We start from the raw sequence: 16633 nt of genomic DNA, 5'->3' as shown, positions 1-16633 counted from the left end.
CTTCCCTCCTATGCTTGCCAGCCCGACGCCCAGTTTATACTATATCGTCCGTATTTATTCCGTAACCGGTCCATCGCCCCGTACAGGGGTGATAGCCGGCTGCTTTGGTCAAACAGCCCCAGTTGCTCCGTACCCCGCGCCAGTTGCCCCAGCCGTACGCCAACCAGCCGGATGCGCAGCCGGCGCTGCCAGAGCTTGTCCAGCAAATCCAGCGCTTGGGGTATCAGAATATGGTCGGCCGTAGTCAGCGATAACCGGCGCTGCTGGGTGTGCGTATCAAAATTGGCGTAACGGATCTTAATGGTGACCTGTCCGGTACTGTGCCCTCCGCGCCGAAGTTCCCACGCAGCTTCTTCCGTCAGCCGGATCAGCACAGCCCGGAGGTAATTGCGGTCGGCGGTATCTTCGTCCAGCGTGGTTTCCTTGGATACCGACTTCGGTTCATGGTACGGCACCACCGGCGTCTCGTCGCGACCATTGGCCCGATCCCACAGCAGGCGACCGGTCGATCCGAAGGCTTTTTCCAGTATCCGGAGCGGCATCTGGCCCAACGTGCCCAGCCGGGTAATGCCCAGCCCCCGTAGGGTCTGCGCCGTCACGGGCCCAATCATCGGCAACCGGCTAATGGGTAGGGGCGACAGAAACGCCTGCTCCTCTCCCAACCGCACATACCGCTCGCCCGCCGGTTTAGCCTCTCCCGTTGCCACTTTGGCCACCGTTTTATTGCTCGATAGCCCCAACGATACGCTCAGGCCGGTCTGCCGGACAATGCGCTGGCGTAACTCCCCCGACCAGCGGTAACAGCCTACGTAGCGGTCCATGCCGGTCAGATCGAGGTAGAACTCATCAATCGAGGCTTTCTCCACCACCGGTGCCTGTTCGCGAATCAGCTCCGTTACCATCTGCGAGTGTTGCGAATATGCTTCCCAGTCGCCCTTCACCACCACTGCTTCCGGACAGAGCTGCCGGGCCTGCCGCATCGGCATCGCCGACCGCACACCATAGCGCCGGGCCTCATAGCTACAGGCCGCTACCACCGACCGCTCGCCAACACCGCCGACCAAAACGGGTTTATCATTCAACCGGCTGTCGCGCAGCCGCTCGACCGATACGTAAAAACTATCTAAATCGAGATGAAGAATTGATCGGGTCGGTTGCAGATTCATAACTTTTTGTAAATTTGTCGACAGTTAGTCGACAGTCACCTGTTCGCAAACAGTAAACAACACTGAATAGTAATGACGTTTAAACCAGCTTTTATCTATAAATGTTAGATAAATCGACCAAATGTAGATAAAAGATGAAAACTTTGTCAAGCCCGTGTCTATTTTTTTTAAACAAAATTTAGTCTACCTGCGGCAGCACCAGAAAGGGGCTACGCAGGACCAGGTAGCGGCCGATGTCGGCATCAAGAAGTCTACGCTGTGGACGTACGAAGCGGGTCGGTCGGAGCCCAAATACCGGGACTTAGTCCGGCTGGCCGACTACTACGGCGTCAGCGTAGACGACCTGCTACTGCGCGACCTGAGCCGGGCCGACGAAGCAGCGAGTCCATCGGCAGCCGCGCCGATCGGTTCGGGCAAGAAGACATTCCAGACCATCACCGCCCCGGATTCGTTCCGGGTGCTGGTGACGGCCGTGGATAGTAATGATCAGGAACAAGTAGTGCACATTCCGCTGAAAGCCTCGGCCGGGTACGCCAAAGGCTACGGTGACCCCGAGTTTATCAACCGGCTGGAGACATTCAACCTGCCCTTTCTGCCGCAGGACCGCACCTACCGGAGCTATGAGATTGAAGGGGATTCGATGCTGCCGCTGAAGGAAGGCACTATTGTGTTTGTGGAGTTTGTGGAAGACTGGCGGTCGCTGAAAGACGGCACGCTCTGTCTGGTCACGACGGCCAACGACGGGCTGCTATTCAAGAAGATATTCAACTACCTGCGCGACCAGGAATGCCTGCTGCTGGTCTCGACCAACGAGCGCTACAAACCCCGCATAGTACCCGCCGAAGAAGTACGCGAAGTCTGGCGCGCCATCGGCTATTACAGCACGCAGTTCCCGCAAGTGTAAGCTAACTACTGTTCGCCCGCGATTGTATCGCGTGGCGGGCGAGGTTCGCCGGTCTTTCGACACAGTCGAGGACGAGCGGGCAGAACTTATAAAGCAATTTCTTCTTACTTCTTTTTCAGTTAACCATCATCTTCCTGAGCAACGATGCCGGTGCCTTTACAGTCGCGTTGCTATCACTCTGTAGTAGTATTGACCCAAACACATCCCGTTCGGCAATGAATCCAGTGCTATCGTGCGAGGTGATCGTAGCGGTACGGATACGATTAGCCGATGCTGTCTGGACCAGACTCCCCCGCTTACCGGTTGTCAGCAGGTTACCAATTGTACTCCGGCTGATAAGCACTCGCGCATCGGTAGCCACAACGGCTACTTTCTCCATAGAAAGCCCCGCTACCTTACAGGTGGCTCCCTCCACAACAAGCGTCTGAACGGAGGGAGTAAGTATGTAAGCAAACGGCGTATTTATGTAGGCAAATGGCATATCGACGAACGCCTGACCGGGACCGATGCTCTGAGCAAAGATTTCCGGTTCATACTGCACAATCAGGGTATCCCCATCAGAGCGATACGTAAACGCAACGTTACTGGTTTTCTGCACCCGGATTTCAAACCCTTTGCCGCTCTGTACGGTAATTGTGGTGTTGCTGTAAATCTTATCGGGTACATTGCCTGAAGGCTTAACCATGCCCACAGGGGCAGGAATTTCACCGATTTTACCCGCTTTGCCTTCTATTTTCAATACCCTAAAGGGTTTTACAGCCGTGGAGGAGAATCCGTAGAACGGATCATTGAAATCAATCTGATCGTGCTCGGCTCTAAAAGCCACGGTGGAACCAACCAGGGTTAGTACGCCGACTGCCAATAATCCTATCAATAATTTATTGCTTGCTTTCATAAGGCCTGCTATTTGTGTTTTACTGAACTGTTCCGCTAAACTCAACCTTAACGAATGCTTCATACCGCTGCTCAATCTCTTTCAGGTCAATATTGAGCAGGTAAAGCGTTCGGAAGAAAACCGGCAGCTCCGTCTCCAGGAACTGTTCGCGCCGGTAGGCTTTGATGCGGTCGGGTGCATCTTCGGCGGCAAAATAACCGATGCCCCGTTTGTTGAAAATGATGTTTTTCTGCTGCAGGAAGTCATACGTCCGGACAACCGTGTTGGGGTTTACCTCCAGTTCCATGCCCAAATCCCGCACCGACGGAATTCGCTCGCCCGGCGTCCACTGCCCCAGCAGCATCTTCTCGCAGACGTAATCGGCAATTTGCAGGTAAATGGCCTGTTTGTCTCTGAAGTCCATGATTACAACTCTTTTTCTTTAAACCGGATATAGGCCGTAAACCACAAGGCCGGCACCATCAGCAGCAGGACGGAATAAATAACCTGTCTGGGTAATCCCGTCAGTTCCAGATCATACCGACGGCCGCTTTGCAGAAAAAACACCTCCGCAAACGGTGTATTGCCGTAATGCTCCCGAACCGGAAATACCTGAAGGATGAGAAGCTCGTTCAGAAACAGGAAGAAGAAATAAATGAGAAATGCAACAATACAGGTTTTGACAAACGGCACCTTGGCGAAATAGATGGACCCCAGCAGAAATAGACTCGGTGCAGCCCACGACAGATATCGAAGATCAAAGGGAATAGCATCCCCTGCCAGATTCAGCAACTGATAGCGCGGTTCGGCCACAGGTAACCGGCTATTGATGATGGCAAAGCAAACAGCTTCAACCGTGTAAAAAACGCCAAGAAAAACGGGAACGAACAGGAGCAGCATCAGCAGACCCAGCAGGTACTTCTCCAGTTGAGAGGCTGGCAGCATCAGGTGGGGAATACCCCGGACGGGCGTACCCACTACGCGAAACGCTTCACTGGCAAACCAGGCCCCGGCTCCCCCGAACAGAAAACTAAACAGTATTCCATGCAGTCGGTACACGCTTTCGTTGAAATGCGCAGTCCGGGCAGTGCTGGGAGCCAGCATAACGATCCATATGCCAAACAGAACGGCAATACCCATCAGGTACGTTTTCAGGTGTTCGGACAGGTGTAATTGGACCAGCAGTCCAAAACGGCGGAGATCAAATAGTTGATTCATGGTTTCAGAAACAGGAAGTGATCAGAGAAAACAGTGTGTATAAGAGCGGAACAGCCTACATTCTCACAGCCGTCAGTGGAAGAGTGTTTTAATCCGGTTTCGATTCGTCATGGCCGTATTGAACAACCGCTCCAGATCGACCCGGCTGTCTTCCTGGGTCGGGTTTTCCATGACAACGGCCTGTCCGCGTAACGTCGGTTCGGCGTAGAGCACCCGGTCGGTTTGGGCAATCGACGAAACAGTATCAAACAGGAGCCGGTCACCTATATCAGCCAGGGAATGATTAAGCAACACTTCGCTCTCGTCCAGAATAATGACCGTGTCAATCAGGTTGTCCAGATCACGCACCTGGTGGGTGGAGAGAATCATGAGCCGGTCAGGATCAAGAACAGAAGAGACAATCTTCCGAAACTGGCTTTTTGATGGAATATCAAGGCCGTTGGTAGGCTCGTCCATGATGACTAGACGCGTGTTGGCAGCCAGCCCAAAACTGATGATCACCTTCTTTTTCTGACCGTACGACATATCGGTCAGTTTCTGGTCCTGCGGTACATCAAATTCCGTCAGGTAGCGCCGAAACGTCGACTCGCTAAACCTCGGGTAAAACGGCCCCATCGTGTCGATGTAGCGCTGGAGCGTCACGGAAGGCAGGTAAATTTCCTCCGGAATGAAGTACACCTCCTGCAGAAAAGCGGGCTGGCGCCTGCGGGGTTCAAAACCGGCAACATTGATCGTTCCGACGGTTGGATAAAGCAGGCCACCCATCAGCCGCAACAGGCTTGATTTCCCCGCGCCATTTTTACCCAATAAGCCGTAAATGGCACCCGACTGCAGGGAGAGATTCAGGTCTTGGAAGATCAGCTTTCTGCGACTGTAGCCAAACGATATAGTAGTCAGATCAATCATTATCACTTTGTCTTAGTGTACTACACGACTATTACACTACAATAGTGAGAGTTTATTCAGATAATGTCAAGCACATGTCTGAATTTATTTTATCCCCCCATCGCCTGCTTCTTCCGAAACGCACGGGGCGGTACGCCATAGTACTTTTTGAACAGCTTATTCAGGTGGCTGCTGTCGGTGAAGCCAAATTCGTCGGTGATCTGGGCGATGCTACGGTCGCTGAACCGCAGGCGGTTTTCAATCATCTTCAGTTTGTACGCCAGGGTATATTGCTGCAACGATTCGCCCGTTTGCTTTTTGAAAAAGACGCTGAGGTAACCAGGCGATAAATAGAATTTCTCCGCCAGTTGCTCCAGCCGCAGGGCGTCCGGCTCGTGAATGTGCTGGCAGATGTACAACAGGATGTCTTCAATCAACTTGGGCTTCCGCTCCGGTATGGCAACCGACTGCTGCTGAACGATGTTACGGGCCAGTATGCCCAGGATGGCTTTCATAATACCATCGATAATCAGTTCGTCGTAGCTTTCGCTGCGGCTGTATTCATCCAGCAACACAACCAGCAGATGATCCAGTCGTTTCTTTTCGGCCGGGTCCGTCACCATGCTGCCAGTAAATTGATAGGGTGTATTGAGCAGGAATTCAACGGTGCGTAGCCAGCGCGGGGAGGTAACTGGCACCTGATCTTTCATGAATACCTCCGTAAAACGGATGTAGCAGAATGACGTAATTTCCTGTATGTCGAAATAATGGTAGTCTTCCGGACCGAGCAGAAAAACATCACCGGCCGCGTACGGAAAGGTATTACCGTTGATAAAATGCTGCCCGTTTCCGCTGCGAATAAAGATAATTTCAAAGTAACTGTGTTTGTGAACCGGGTGCGGCCACTGACTCTCCGTAAACGCGTATATATTGAAAGGCTCGTGCTGGATATACCGCTTCATGCGTTGAATATACCAATAAACAGGAAGATTTACCGGCAAAAAACCGATTTATACCATATTTAACCGCTGCAACTACCCTACTTTTGATATACGGTATCAACCTGATACCAGCCTACGCGTATACCAACTATGGATCAGCAGTCACGGAGAGATTTCATCAAAGGCAGTGTTGCCCTTGGTTTAAGCACAGATATGGAAACTCTATCAAACCCAGCACCCGGTCAGTTATTCGTTCACCATGTCATGTTCTACCTCAAGAATCCAAAAAGCGAAGCAGACAGAGCGAAGTTGCTGGAAGGACTGAACAAAATGGCCAAAATACCAACCATCCGGATGGTGCATATTGGTACACCGGCGGCTACCAACCGGGATGTCATCGAGCGGAGTTATACCTACTCCTGGCTGTGCCTGTTCGACAGTCCGGCCGACGAAGAAGCCTATCAGAAACACCCGATCCACGACGATTTCCGGAACAACTATGCGTCGCTGTGGGACAAAGTCGTCATCTACGACTCCATCGGGCCTAAACGATAATTCCCTAACCTATAAATAGTTGCCCTGGCCACCGCCTTCCGGCGGTGGCTTTTTTATGTTTGTCGCATAAAGAACGCATTACGACCGGCGTCTGTCGGAGCGGGTAGCGTCACAAACACCCCGGAAGTAGCCTACCGACTCGGCTATCCCCGCCATCGGGTCTTTCATATCTTTTTCGTACTCCAGACTGCACGAGCCCGAATAGCCCACTTTCCGGAGCATCTGCACAAAGGCGGGAACATCGATCACCCCGCGGCCCAACTCACAGGTTTTCCCTTCTTTAGAAGCAGCCGTTACATTTTTTAGGTGAATGTCAAAGATGCGTTTGGCGTAGGTTTGCAGGTCTTTTACCGGATCATCGCCGTTGCGCCGGTCGTGGCCCATATCGAAACAGAAACCGATGCGGGGGTCCAGGTCCTTGATCGCCTGGTGGATGGAAACGGCATTGGGGTACAGTTCGATGTCTGGCCCGTGGTTGTGAATGGCGAACCGCATATCGTATTCTTTCACTTTCTTATCCACATAGGGCAACAAAGGCACGTTGGGCACGCCAATGATCAGGTTCACGCCCACTCGTTTGGCATACGCGAACGCCCGGTCTACCTCGGCCTCGGTTTTCATGTAGATGGGGCCGACGGCATACCCCGTTACATTCGATTGCTTCAGCTTTTCGTGAAAAGCGGCAATCTGGTCCGGTGTACTGTCCAGCGGAAGATGAAAATCCTTGATGCACAGGTAATGCACATCCACTTTACGCATCATCTCCAGTGCCTGGTCAAGTTTGAAATGGACAAAGGTAAAGCCCGCCATGCCCAGCTTGAACAGGTCTTCACCGGCAGCCTTGCGGGTTTCAGGAGTTCCGATTGCGGCAGTGACCGGAGCCAGACTGCTCAGGGCCACCACCCCTCCGGTATGCTTTAGAAATAAACGTCGTGATGCCATACTTGAATGGTTTCCGTTACAAATTGTGAGTACTACCCATAAAAGCAGGCTTTAGGCGTATGTTACTCTCATGATTGGCACCGGAACGCGACGGCTGCTTAGCCGTCTACCCTTTGGCCGTTTTTTACTATACTATTATGAGAACTGCCTGTAAGTTTGACATTTACTTTTTTCCTACCTTAGACCTAAACTGTGACGGCTATGCGATATTCTATCTTTGAGCCCTTGCCCCATGCTCCGTCCGTACATCGAGAAATATTACATTCTCGAATACCAGGGCACAGCCACCGGTCAGCCGTTTGAGGTCGCCAGTCCGGCCAATTGCTACGCAGCCCTCGTGTTCAACTACCAGTCCGACTACCAGCTATGCCACGCCAATGGCCACGAACAACGGCTGTCGGGCAGCTTTATTGCCGGCTATTCGACCGAAGGATATCGCATCCGGCTGCGGGGAACGGTGGGTATGGTGGGCGTCGTGTTCAAAAGCTCCATCTTCCGCACTTGGTTTCCGGCGCTGACCAATGCTGATATCAACGATCAGCGCATTCAGTTGCCCGACCTGGTGGGGTCTGAGGTGGAGTTCATCAACGACCAGTTGGCCGAAGCCGAAAACCATACTGAGCGCATTCAGTTGGTAGAGTCATACCTGATGTACCGGTTGCGAAAAACGCACCTGCCGACCCACATGGCCGACCACGCCCTCAACATCATACTTCAGAAGCGGGGAATGATTCGGATGGATGACCTGGCAGGTATGGTCAATATAAGTCCCCGGCACCTCCGTCGGGTCTTTAGCGAACGGGTAGGACTGAGCCCCAAATTCTTTGCACGGCTGAAACGGTTTGGGTATATCAATATCATCCTGAGCCTGAATAAAGATTTGCACTGGCAGGAGTTTACGATCGACGGTGGTTTTTACGATCAGTCACATTTTATCAAAGACTTTGTTCAGTTCTGTGGTCATACGCCCTCTGTTCAAATCCTGAAAAATCGTCATTTTCAGCATTCTGTCCTTACAAATGGCTGACAGGAACGCGTTACCTGATCTTGTCCGCTTTTTACAATACCCGGCCTGTAGCGTATAGTACCTTTGATGCAGCACTAAACTCATAACTGCCATGACTACTCAGGAAAGCAGACAATTTATTGAGGAGTATATCGACGCGATGCGCAATACGCCGACGAAAACCGACGAGTTTGTTGACCGGTTTATCTCCGACAAGGATATGGAACTCAAAGGGCATATTCAGATTTTTGAAGCCGGTGTTCCGGGATATATCCTTGATCCCGAAGATATAATTGTAGAAGGCAATAAAGTGGTGGTGCGTTTCCGCATGAAGGGACAGCATAAGGGAGAACTATTTGGCTATCCTCCTAGTGGTAATCAGTTAGACGTGTCGGGCATCATTATCTATGAATTGGAAGACAACAAGATTGTACGGCACTAGATGGAGGTCGATTCAGCCGGATTGGTTCAGCAAATCAGCACTCAAGTTAGCGCCACTGCCTGACCTATTCGCTTTATCGCCACAAAAAAGCCACTGCCGCAAACAGCAGTGGCTTTTTCGTCCCTCAAAACGAAAAACTTTACCGCGCCCGCAAATGCACGAACGGGATAATCATCTCCTCCAGCGATACGCCCCCGTGCTGGAAGGTATCGCGGTAGTAGTTGACGTAATAGTTGTAGTTGTTGGGGTAGGCAAAGAAGTAATCTTCCAGTGTGAACACATAAGCGGTCGACACGTTTAGCCGGGGCAGGAAGAAGTTCTCCGGTTTGCGGCAGACAAAGACGTGGTCTTCGTCGAAGCCCAGGTTCTTGCCCTGCTTGTAGCGCAGATTAGTGTTGGTCTCACGGTACCCCACAATCTTGGCCGGCTTCTGCACCCGAATCATGCCATGGTCGGTCGTGATGATGAGCTGGGCACCTTTATCCGCAATTTTCCGCACCAGCTCCAGCAGGGGCGAGTGCAGGAACCACGACCGGGTAATGGACCGGTACGCCCGCTCATCGGGGGCCAGTTCCTTAATCATGGCCATATCCGTCCGGGCGTGCGACAGCATATCCACGAAGTTGTAGACTATTACGTTCAGCTGATTCTGCATCAGGTTATTGAAGTTATCGACCAGCGACTTGCCCTGATTGGTATTCAGAATCTTGTTGTAGGTATGCTTGATGTTCAGGCGGCTCTTCTCAATCTGTTTGCGGAGGAACTCGTCCTCGTTGTTGTTCAGCCCCTCTTCATCGTTTTCGTCGTTTACCCACAGGTTGGGATACTGCTTCTCCATCTCGCTCGGCATCATGCCCGAGAAGATGGCGTTACGGGCAAAACCGGTGGTTGTGGGCAATATGGAGTAATACGATGACTCTTCTTCTACCACAAAGAACTCGGCCAGGATCGGCTCAATGATCTTCCACTGGTCGTAGCGCAGGTTATCGATCAGGATAAAGAACAGCGGGTTGTTCTGGTCGATCAGCGGGAATACTTTCTTGCGCATGAGCTGGTGCGACAGAATTGGCTTGTCCATCTTCGGATCATTGAGCCAGTCTTCGTAGTTCTCCATCACAAACTTGCAGAAGTTCGAATTAGCCTCGCTTTTCTGCATGTTCAGCACCTCGGCCATGCTACGATCCTGCGCTCCGTCGAGCTCCAGCTCCCAGAAGATCAGCTTTTTATAGATGTCTACCCACTCCTCATAGTCGATGCGGTCGTTGTACTGCATACTGAGGTTCCGGAAATCCTGCTGGTAACCAATATTGGTCCGTTCGGTCACCAGACGCTTGTTGTCGAGAATCTTCTTCACCGACAGCAGAATCTGATTCGGATTGAGGGGTTTGATGAGGTAATCGGCAATTTTGGAGCCGATGGCCTCCTCCATAATATGCTCTTCCTCGCTTTTGGTGATCATCACCACTGGCAGGTTGGGACGCATCTGCTTGATTTGCTGGAGTGTTTCGAGCCCCGTCATGCCGGGCATCATTTCGTCCAGAAACACCAGATCAAACTGTTCCTGTTCTACTTTCTCCAGCGCATCGGCTCCGCTGTTGACGGGCGTCACCTGATAGCCTTTGTTCTTCAGAAACAGGATATGGGGTTTGAGCAGATCAATCTCATCGTCGGCCCAGAGTATCGTGTAATTCTGCATGATAACGGATTAATTTTGAGTGGTTCAGCCACCGGCGAGCCACGTCAAATTGGGGTTAAACAATATGTGTGGTAATCCTCTTTGGTAAACTCCTAACGAGCATGAGTGTTTGTCGGGTTCAGAATTAAGGTTTTTTAACAGATGTCGCTAACCGTGCCGGCACCTGAATACGTAGCCACCAGCGCTCTTCATTACCCTTACAGACCACCCAACGACCCAATATGGATTATTCGCTCCAGGTCTTCCGGTGTATCGATACCGTAGCTGTCCAGATCGGTGATAACGGCGCGGATACGGTAGCCGTTTTCGAGCCAGCGGAGTTGTTCCAGCGCTTCGGCCCGTTCCAGGGAGGATGGTGGCAGCCGGGTAATCTGCGCCAGCACATCGGTTCGGTAGGCGTATAATCCGATATGCTTGTAATAGGTATGGTGCTGCAGCCACATCTCAGGTGCCTGCGACCGTAGGTGCGGAATCGGCTGACGGCTGAAGTATAGAGCCTCCTGCCGGTTATTCAACACCACTTTGGGAGAATTGGGATTCAGCAGAATCTGCGAATCGTCGATGCGCTTCACCAGCGTAGCCAGTTCGGTGGTTCCATCCAGCACGGAGGTCAGCAGGTCAATCTGTTCCGGCCGGATAAAGGGTTCATCGCCCTGGATGTTGACGACATAGTCAAAAGTACCTTCGACCAGGGAGAGAGCTTCCTGACACCGGTCGGTGCCGCTCTGGTGATGGGTGCCGGTCATGACCACCTCTCCGCCAAAATCAATAACATGACGGTAGATACGTTCATCATCGGTAGCAACCACCACGCGGCTGAGTGAGGCAGCCTGCCGGGCTTGCCCGATCACCCGCCGGATCATGCTTTTTCCGTGAATATCAGCCAGCGCCTTCGCCGGAAAACGGGTCGATGCGTAGCGGGCTGGAATCAAACCAAGAATTCTCATACGTTAGGTTTATTACATAATTCGAGTAAAATTCCGTTTACTTACAGAAAAGGCCATACTTTTCTGCTTATTTTTACGAAAACCTGTCAGGTTACCTACCGATTCGACCCATGAAAAAGCAAATCACTCACGTTACCTTTGGCTTTGTGCTTGCCTGCCTTTGTTTCGCAAACCCCGTGCAGGCTCACGAAATCCCGACGGAACCGATGCTGCTGGACTCCATCGGCATAGAGCGAGTCAACAACAAGCTTTTTGTAAAACATAAGGTCACGGCCGGCCAGACACTTTACGCCATTGCCCGCCGGTACAACACCACTCTTGATGCCATTAAGGCAGCTAATCCAACCATGGCCGATGGCGTTCGGACAGACCAGATCCTCCGGATTCCCTATACGGGCGAATCCGTAGCCGGTCAGCAGACCAAAGCCCCCGAACCGGTTCAACCGAAAGCAGTTGCAAAAACCCAGACTCCGGAGCCACTGAAAAAAACGGGCATTCATACTGTTGAGCCATTAGAGACTTTATACATGGTGGCTACCATCCATAAAGTATTAATGGCCGATATCCGGCGCTGGAACAAACTCACGACCGATCAACTAGAGCCCGGCCAGCGGCTGATCGTTACAGAAAAAGCCTACAAAGCCAGTCTGGCGGCAGCGGTAAAGCCCCAACCCGAAGCGCCCAAATTGGAAACCGCTCCAACTCCGGCACCTGTAGCCTCTATGCCGACAAAGCCGGAGCCGGCCAAAGCAGAGTCCAAACCAGAGCCAGTTAAAATTGAACCTGTCCGGACCGAGCCGGTTCATACGTCTGCCTCCAAGACAGAAATTACCAAAGCGGACATCAACAGCCCAACGGCGTTAAAGGCCGAGTCTACCCGCGTAGAACGCACGCCGATACCTCCGGCCGAAAGTACCCGCCCCGTTACCGAAGACCGGCCCATCCGGCCCGGTGATTCTGCGCCGATTCCTACCACTACGTCAAATCGCAAACGCGTCAGCGAAATCGGTCTGGCGGAGATCATTGATGATAACGACGGCTCCAACAAATACCTCGCCCTGCACCGTACCGCACCAGTCGGCTCGCTGGTTCAGGTCCGCAACGACGTCAATAAACAGGTGGTCTGGGTAAAGATCATCGGCAAATTACCGGATACGGGCGTCAACGACCGGATCATCATCAAGCTATCGCCCAGGGCGTTTGAGAAACTTTCTCCCCACGACCGTCGTTTTCGTGCTGAGGTGATTTATTTAGCACAGAATTAGGTACAGAGCGCATGAGTGAGTTAGTGAACAAAACCGAAACAAAAGCTGAACGTATTGCCCGTCGGCACAGAGAGCGTGACGAAAAGATGAAGGCTACGACGGGCTATAAGGTCTGGAGTGTCATTTTCACTATCTTCTACCCATTCATTGCCGTATTCACCTTTTTGTTCTCGGGCATTCTGGCGGCCTTCTCCGCAATCTCCCGCGCCTTCGCCTGGGTAATCAGCGGGGGGAAATCACATTAATTACTGATGAGTGGACTGGCGTATACTGCTATAATTCATCATTCATCACTAAAAGGGCTGCTTGACGAGAAGGTCGGCCAATACAACCGGCCGTCGTTTATTGAGCATGATCCGATCAGTATTCCGCACCGGTTTACGCGGAAGCAGGATATCGAGATCATGGGATTCTGGGCGGCTATTCTGGCCTGGGGGCAGCGGCCGGTCATCATCCGCAAAGCCAACGAACTGATAGACCTGATGGATGGTGCACCCTACGATTTTATTCGCAATCACCAGGACGACGACCTGAAGCGGTTCCTGACCTTTAAGCACCGCACCTTCAACGCCACTGATACGCTGTATTTTCTCCACTTTTTCCGCGACTACTACCAAACCCACGACTCGCTGGAAGATGCTTTCGTACCTCCGGACTTCAGTCCGGCCGAAAACCTTCGCCGAAGCCTCGAAACCTTCCACGACCGCTTCTGCTGCGGTGATTACTTCCCCTTACGTACCCGCAAGCACATTGCCACGCCAGCCCGCAACTCCTCCTGCAAGCGGCTCAATATGTTTCTCCGCTGGATGGTCCGGCACGACAACCAGGGTGTTGACTTCGGCATCTGGCAACGCATTCAACCATCCCAGTTAGTCATGCCGATTGATGTTCACGTCGGCCGCGTCGCCCGCATACTCGGCCTGCTCACCCGCGACCAGACCGACTGGACAGCCGCCGTCGCCCTCACCGAAACCCTCAAGCAGTTTGACCCTACCGACCCGGTAAAGTATGATTTTGCTTTGTTTGGGTTAGGTGTTGAGGGGGAGATGTAGCGCATAAGGCATTTTTACCCAACGGCAACGTCCTGCCCCAAACATCCCCTACCTTTGGACCGTTGTTAAACACTGACAACACTATCTGCACACTGCCAACTGCCTACTAGAAAACTATGCCTTTCGAAATCTTCCATCGCGAGTTCGGCCTGCTGGTCGAGTATGTACTTCACAATACCCAGACAGGCGAGTACGCCGTTGTTGTGCCGGCCCACGGTGCCATGGTGCGGGGCCTGGTGCTGCGCAAAGACGAGGAACTGATCAGCCTGATTGATGCACCGGCCTCCGAACAGGCGCTGGTAGCGGATGAGACCTACGCCAGTGCGCTGCTGTTTCCGTTCCCGAGCCGCATCCGGCACGGTATCTATCTTTTTGAGGGCGAAGCTTATACCTTACCCATGAACGAGGCCAGCCGCGACAATGCTATCCACGGTTTTGTGGCTGGTAAACCTTTTGAACTGTTCGACCAGCAGGTTACCGGTCATGCCGCTTCGCTGACGTTACGCTACCTGCATCATGGGCCGGCCGAGGATTTGTACACTGGCTACCCGTTTCCGTTTGAGCTTCGGGTTACGTATACGCTGGAGAGCGCCCCTGGCTCACCCTCCGTCTTTTATGTACGCTACCAGGTACAAAACCTCAGCCTAAGCCGGTCGTGCCCGGTGGCGTTCGGCTGGCACCCGTATTTCACGTTCAACGACGAGCCTGTTGATGACCTCACCATCCGCATCCCCTCACAAACGGCGGTCGTTTTTGACGAGAATATGCTCCCCGACGGTATTGAACCCTTCAATCTCTCCGGCACCAGTCAGGCGGGCACAACCACAATCCCTCCGATCAGGCTGCACGAGCGTGAACTGGACAATGCATTCATCCTCGACAATCAGGTCGGTTCGGCGGAAACGGTACTGTCGTCGGCCAGACATAAGGCCAGTCTGCACGTCTGGCAGGAAACCGGCCCCGGCAAGTTTAACTACCTGGTGGTGTTTACGCCCCCCTCGCGCAACCGGATTGCCATTGAACCACTGACGGGTAATGTCAACGTCCTTAATAATCAGGAAGGGCTCATCGTGCTGGCCCCGAACGAAGTGGCCGATGGGACAATCAAGGTGTGGCTGGCCTGAGCGTGGGACAGTTCTCAGTAGGCAGCCGGAGTGAGCACTTTACAGCTTTTTTGTCTGCCTACTGCGAACTGCCTACTGTGCGCTGCACACTACAAATCAAACTTAATGCCCTGCGCCAGTGGCAATTGGGTGCCGTAGTTGATGGTGTTGGTTTGCCGACGCATATAGGCTCGCCAGGCATCGGACCCGGATTCACGGCCACCACCCGATTCTTTTTCGCCCCCAAAAGCGCCACCAATCTCAGCGCCGGAGGTACCAATGTTGACATTGGCGATGCCGCAGTCGGAGCCGGCCACCGACAGGAAGTGCTCGGCTTCGCGGAGGTTGAGGGTAAAGATGGCCGATGATAAGCCCTGCGGCACGCCGTTCTGGATGGCAATGGCTTCATCAAGAGTGCTGTATTTCATGATGTACAGAATAGGCGCGAAGGTCTCTTTCTGCACAATATCCCAGGCATTATCGGCTTCGGCCACGCAGGGTTTTACGTAACAGCCGGAGTCATAGTCGTCACCGGACAATACACCCGGCTCTACGACAAAGCCCCCTCCTTTCCTCCGAATCTCGTCCACCGCCGACTGATACCCGGCGACAGCCTGTTTGTCAATCAGCGGACCCACGTGAATCGTCTCTTCCAGCGGATTGCCGATCCGGAGCTGGGCGTACGCCTTTGCCAGCCGGTTTTTCACTTCTTCGTAGATATTTTCCTGAACAATTAACCGGCGCGTGGTGGTACAGCGCTGACCGGCCGTACCCACAGCCCCAAAAACAATAGCCGGGATGGCCAGGTCCAGGTCGGCATGTTCGGTCACGATGATGGCGTTGTTGCCGCCCAGTTCGAGCAGCGAACGTCCCAGCCGTTCGGCCACATTAGCGGCAACGACCCGGCCCATGCGGGTAGAACCCGTAGCCGATACCAGCGCCACGCGGGGGTCACGGCTTAGCCATTCGCCTACGTCGCGGCCGCCGGTTACCAGGCACGATACCCCTTCCGGCACATCGTTGTTGCGCAGCACTTCGGAAATGATCTGCTGGCAGGCCAGGGCCGTCAACGGTGTTTTTTCGGAGGGCTTCCAGACGCAGACGTTGCCGCAAACCCAGGCAATCATGGCGTTCCAGGACCATACCGCCACCGGAAAGTTAAAGGCCGAGATTACCCCAACAACGCCCAGCGGATGCCACTGCTCGTACATACGGTGGCCCGGCCGCTCGGAGTGCATGGTCAGTCCGTATAGTTGCCGCGACAGGCCCAGGGCAAAATCGCAGATATCGATCATCTCCTGCACTTCGCCGAGGCCTTCCTGCAGCGATTTACCCATCTCGTAGCTGACCAGCGTACCCAGCTCCCGCTTGTACTGCCGGAACTGGTCGCCCATCTGACGGATGATGTCGCCCCGCTTCGGTGCGGGCAGCAATCGCCACTGATGAAAGGCCTCCTGCGCCGTATCAATTACCTTGTCGTAATCGGCGCGGGTGGAGAGGTATACCCTGGCAATAAGCTGACCGTCGACGGGTGAGTACGAATCCAGCGTTCGCTCGGTCGAATGCCAGAAGTGCTGCCCGGTACTGGTGCCGGGCTTTACGGGTTGTACGGGTAACGGAAGGATAGAGTGCATAGC

Annotated in this window: 18 protein-coding genes; 8 read left to right on the top strand and 10 right to left on the bottom strand. The window is 53.1% G+C overall.

Annotated elements, in window-relative coordinates:
• Nucleotides 1-8: 8 nt before the first annotated feature.
• Nucleotides 9-1166 (bottom strand): DNA polymerase IV, encoded by a 1158-nt coding sequence (dinB, locus tag ABD949_RS17215; RefSeq protein WP_345245176.1) that lies wholly within the window; start codon nt 1164-1166, stop codon nt 9-11.
• A gap of 154 nt (nt 1167-1320) precedes the next feature.
• On the opposite strand from dinB, the gene ABD949_RS17210 reads away from it, so the two are divergent.
• Nucleotides 1321-2070: an XRE family transcriptional regulator gene (locus ABD949_RS17210; RefSeq protein ID WP_345245173.1), complete on the top strand. Its 750-nt coding sequence runs from the start codon at nt 1321-1323 to the stop codon at nt 2068-2070.
• 115 nt (nt 2071-2185) lie between these two features.
• Here ABD949_RS17210 and ABD949_RS17205 read toward each other — a convergent pair whose 3' ends face one another.
• The 5 genes from ABD949_RS17205 to ABD949_RS17185 all read right to left on the bottom strand — a co-directional run bounded on the left by ABD949_RS17205 (nt 2186) and on the right by ABD949_RS17185 (nt 6009).
• The gene (locus ABD949_RS17205; RefSeq protein ID WP_345245171.1) at nt 2186-2965 is read right to left on the bottom strand and encodes a hypothetical protein; all 780 of its coding nucleotides are present in this window, start codon (nt 2963-2965) and stop codon (nt 2186-2188) included.
• Between the two features lie 19 nt (nt 2966-2984).
• A complete protein-coding gene (locus tag ABD949_RS17200; protein WP_345245169.1) occupies nt 2985-3368 on the bottom strand; it encodes a GntR family transcriptional regulator in 384 nt (127 codons plus the stop codon).
• 2 nt (nt 3369-3370) lie between these two features.
• A complete protein-coding gene (locus ABD949_RS17195; protein WP_345245167.1) occupies nt 3371-4162 on the bottom strand; it encodes a hypothetical protein in 792 nt (263 codons plus the stop codon).
• Between the two features lie 72 nt (nt 4163-4234).
• Nucleotides 4235-5068 (bottom strand): ABC transporter ATP-binding protein, encoded by an 834-nt coding sequence (locus tag ABD949_RS17190; protein WP_345245165.1) that lies wholly within the window; start codon nt 5066-5068, stop codon nt 4235-4237.
• 89 nt (nt 5069-5157) lie between these two features.
• Nucleotides 5158-6009, bottom strand: coding sequence for an AraC family transcriptional regulator (locus tag ABD949_RS17185; RefSeq protein ID WP_345245163.1), 852 nt, complete (start codon nt 6007-6009; stop codon nt 5158-5160).
• Nucleotides 6010-6201: 192 nt separating this feature from the next.
• On the opposite strand from ABD949_RS17185, the gene ABD949_RS17180 reads away from it, so the two are divergent.
• Nucleotides 6202-6543 (top strand): Dabb family protein, encoded by a 342-nt coding sequence (locus ABD949_RS17180; RefSeq protein ID WP_345245161.1) that lies wholly within the window; start codon nt 6202-6204, stop codon nt 6541-6543.
• A gap of 78 nt (nt 6544-6621) precedes the next feature.
• On the opposite strand, the gene ABD949_RS17175 is transcribed toward ABD949_RS17180, so the two are convergent.
• On the bottom strand, nt 6622-7485 hold the full coding sequence (locus tag ABD949_RS17175; protein ID WP_345245159.1) for a sugar phosphate isomerase/epimerase family protein: 864 nt from the start codon (nt 7483-7485) through the stop codon (nt 6622-6624).
• A gap of 217 nt (nt 7486-7702) precedes the next feature.
• On the opposite strand from ABD949_RS17175, the gene ABD949_RS17170 reads away from it, so the two are divergent.
• Both ABD949_RS17170 and ABD949_RS17165 read left to right on the top strand, forming a co-directional pair.
• On the top strand, nt 7703-8512 hold the full coding sequence (locus ABD949_RS17170) for a helix-turn-helix domain-containing protein (protein ID WP_345245157.1): 810 nt from the start codon (nt 7703-7705) through the stop codon (nt 8510-8512).
• A gap of 91 nt (nt 8513-8603) precedes the next feature.
• Nucleotides 8604-8933, top strand: a complete 330-nt coding sequence (locus tag ABD949_RS17165) for an ester cyclase (protein ID WP_345245155.1) — start codon at nt 8604-8606, stop codon at nt 8931-8933.
• Between the two features lie 139 nt (nt 8934-9072).
• On the opposite strand, the gene porX is transcribed toward ABD949_RS17165, so the two are convergent.
• Entirely contained in the window at nt 9073-10629 is a 1557-nt protein-coding gene (gene porX / locus ABD949_RS17160) for a T9SS response regulator signal transducer PorX (RefSeq protein WP_345245153.1), read from the bottom strand.
• A gap of 197 nt (nt 10630-10826) precedes the next feature.
• A complete protein-coding gene (gene kdsB, locus ABD949_RS17155; protein ID WP_345245151.1) occupies nt 10827-11576 on the bottom strand; it encodes a 3-deoxy-manno-octulosonate cytidylyltransferase in 750 nt (249 codons plus the stop codon).
• A 110-nt stretch (nt 11577-11686) separates the two neighbouring features.
• Between kdsB and ABD949_RS17150 the strand changes: the two genes are divergently transcribed.
• The 4 genes from ABD949_RS17150 to ABD949_RS17135 all read left to right on the top strand — a co-directional run bounded on the left by ABD949_RS17150 (nt 11687) and on the right by ABD949_RS17135 (nt 15017).
• On the top strand, nt 11687-12841 hold the full coding sequence (locus tag ABD949_RS17150; protein WP_345245149.1) for a LysM peptidoglycan-binding domain-containing protein: 1155 nt from the start codon (nt 11687-11689) through the stop codon (nt 12839-12841).
• 11 nt (nt 12842-12852) lie between these two features.
• Nucleotides 12853-13086, top strand: coding sequence for a hypothetical protein (locus tag ABD949_RS17145; protein WP_345245147.1), 234 nt, complete (start codon nt 12853-12855; stop codon nt 13084-13086).
• 6 nt (nt 13087-13092) lie between these two features.
• Complete coding sequence (locus tag ABD949_RS17140) at nt 13093-13893, top strand: TIGR02757 family protein (RefSeq protein WP_345245145.1); 801 nt, start codon at nt 13093-13095, stop codon at nt 13891-13893.
• A 116-nt stretch (nt 13894-14009) separates the two neighbouring features.
• On the top strand, nt 14010-15017 hold the full coding sequence (locus ABD949_RS17135; protein ID WP_345245143.1) for an aldose 1-epimerase: 1008 nt from the start codon (nt 14010-14012) through the stop codon (nt 15015-15017).
• Nucleotides 15018-15106: 89 nt separating this feature from the next.
• Here the strand turns inward: ABD949_RS17135 and amaB are convergent, their stop codons facing one another.
• Complete coding sequence (gene amaB / locus ABD949_RS17130) at nt 15107-16630, bottom strand: L-piperidine-6-carboxylate dehydrogenase (RefSeq protein WP_345245141.1); 1524 nt, start codon at nt 16628-16630, stop codon at nt 15107-15109.
• Nucleotides 16631-16633: the final 3 nt, after the last annotated feature.

This window comes from Nibrella saemangeumensis (assembly GCF_039541915.1).
GTDB lineage: Bacteria > Bacteroidota > Bacteroidia > Cytophagales > Spirosomataceae > Nibrella > Nibrella saemangeumensis.
This window is presented reverse-complemented; position numbering and strand designations above follow the sequence as displayed.

Coding starts and splice junctions, on each gene's coding strand:
- ABD949_RS17185 (WP_345245163.1), bottom strand. CDS start 6,009: ATGAAGCGGTATATCCAGCACGAGCCTTTCAATATATACGCGTTTACG.
- dinB (WP_345245176.1), bottom strand. CDS start 1,166: ATGAATCTGCAACCGACCCGATCAATTCTTCATCTCGATTTAGATAGT.
- kdsB (WP_345245151.1), bottom strand. CDS start 11,576: ATGAGAATTCTTGGTTTGATTCCAGCCCGCTACGCATCGACCCGTTTT.
- ABD949_RS17150 (WP_345245149.1), top strand. CDS start 11,687: ATGAAAAAGCAAATCACTCACGTTACCTTTGGCTTTGTGCTTGCCTGC.
- ABD949_RS17205 (WP_345245171.1), bottom strand. CDS start 2,965: ATGAAAGCAAGCAATAAATTATTGATAGGATTATTGGCAGTCGGCGTA.
- ABD949_RS17135 (WP_345245143.1), top strand. CDS start 14,010: ATGCCTTTCGAAATCTTCCATCGCGAGTTCGGCCTGCTGGTCGAGTAT.
- amaB (WP_345245141.1), bottom strand. CDS start 16,630: ATGCACTCTATCCTTCCGTTACCCGTACAACCCGTAAAGCCCGGCACC.
- ABD949_RS17165 (WP_345245155.1), top strand. CDS start 8,604: ATGACTACTCAGGAAAGCAGACAATTTATTGAGGAGTATATCGACGCG.
- ABD949_RS17140 (WP_345245145.1), top strand. CDS start 13,093: ATGAGTGGACTGGCGTATACTGCTATAATTCATCATTCATCACTAAAA.
- porX (WP_345245153.1), bottom strand. CDS start 10,629: ATGCAGAATTACACGATACTCTGGGCCGACGATGAGATTGATCTGCTC.
- ABD949_RS17180 (WP_345245161.1), top strand. CDS start 6,202: ATGGAAACTCTATCAAACCCAGCACCCGGTCAGTTATTCGTTCACCAT.
- ABD949_RS17190 (WP_345245165.1), bottom strand. CDS start 5,068: ATGATTGATCTGACTACTATATCGTTTGGCTACAGTCGCAGAAAGCTG.
- ABD949_RS17200 (WP_345245169.1), bottom strand. CDS start 3,368: ATGGACTTCAGAGACAAACAGGCCATTTACCTGCAAATTGCCGATTAC.
- ABD949_RS17175 (WP_345245159.1), bottom strand. CDS start 7,485: ATGGCATCACGACGTTTATTTCTAAAGCATACCGGAGGGGTGGTGGCC.
- ABD949_RS17145 (WP_345245147.1), top strand. CDS start 12,853: ATGAGTGAGTTAGTGAACAAAACCGAAACAAAAGCTGAACGTATTGCC.
- ABD949_RS17195 (WP_345245167.1), bottom strand. CDS start 4,162: ATGAATCAACTATTTGATCTCCGCCGTTTTGGACTGCTGGTCCAATTA.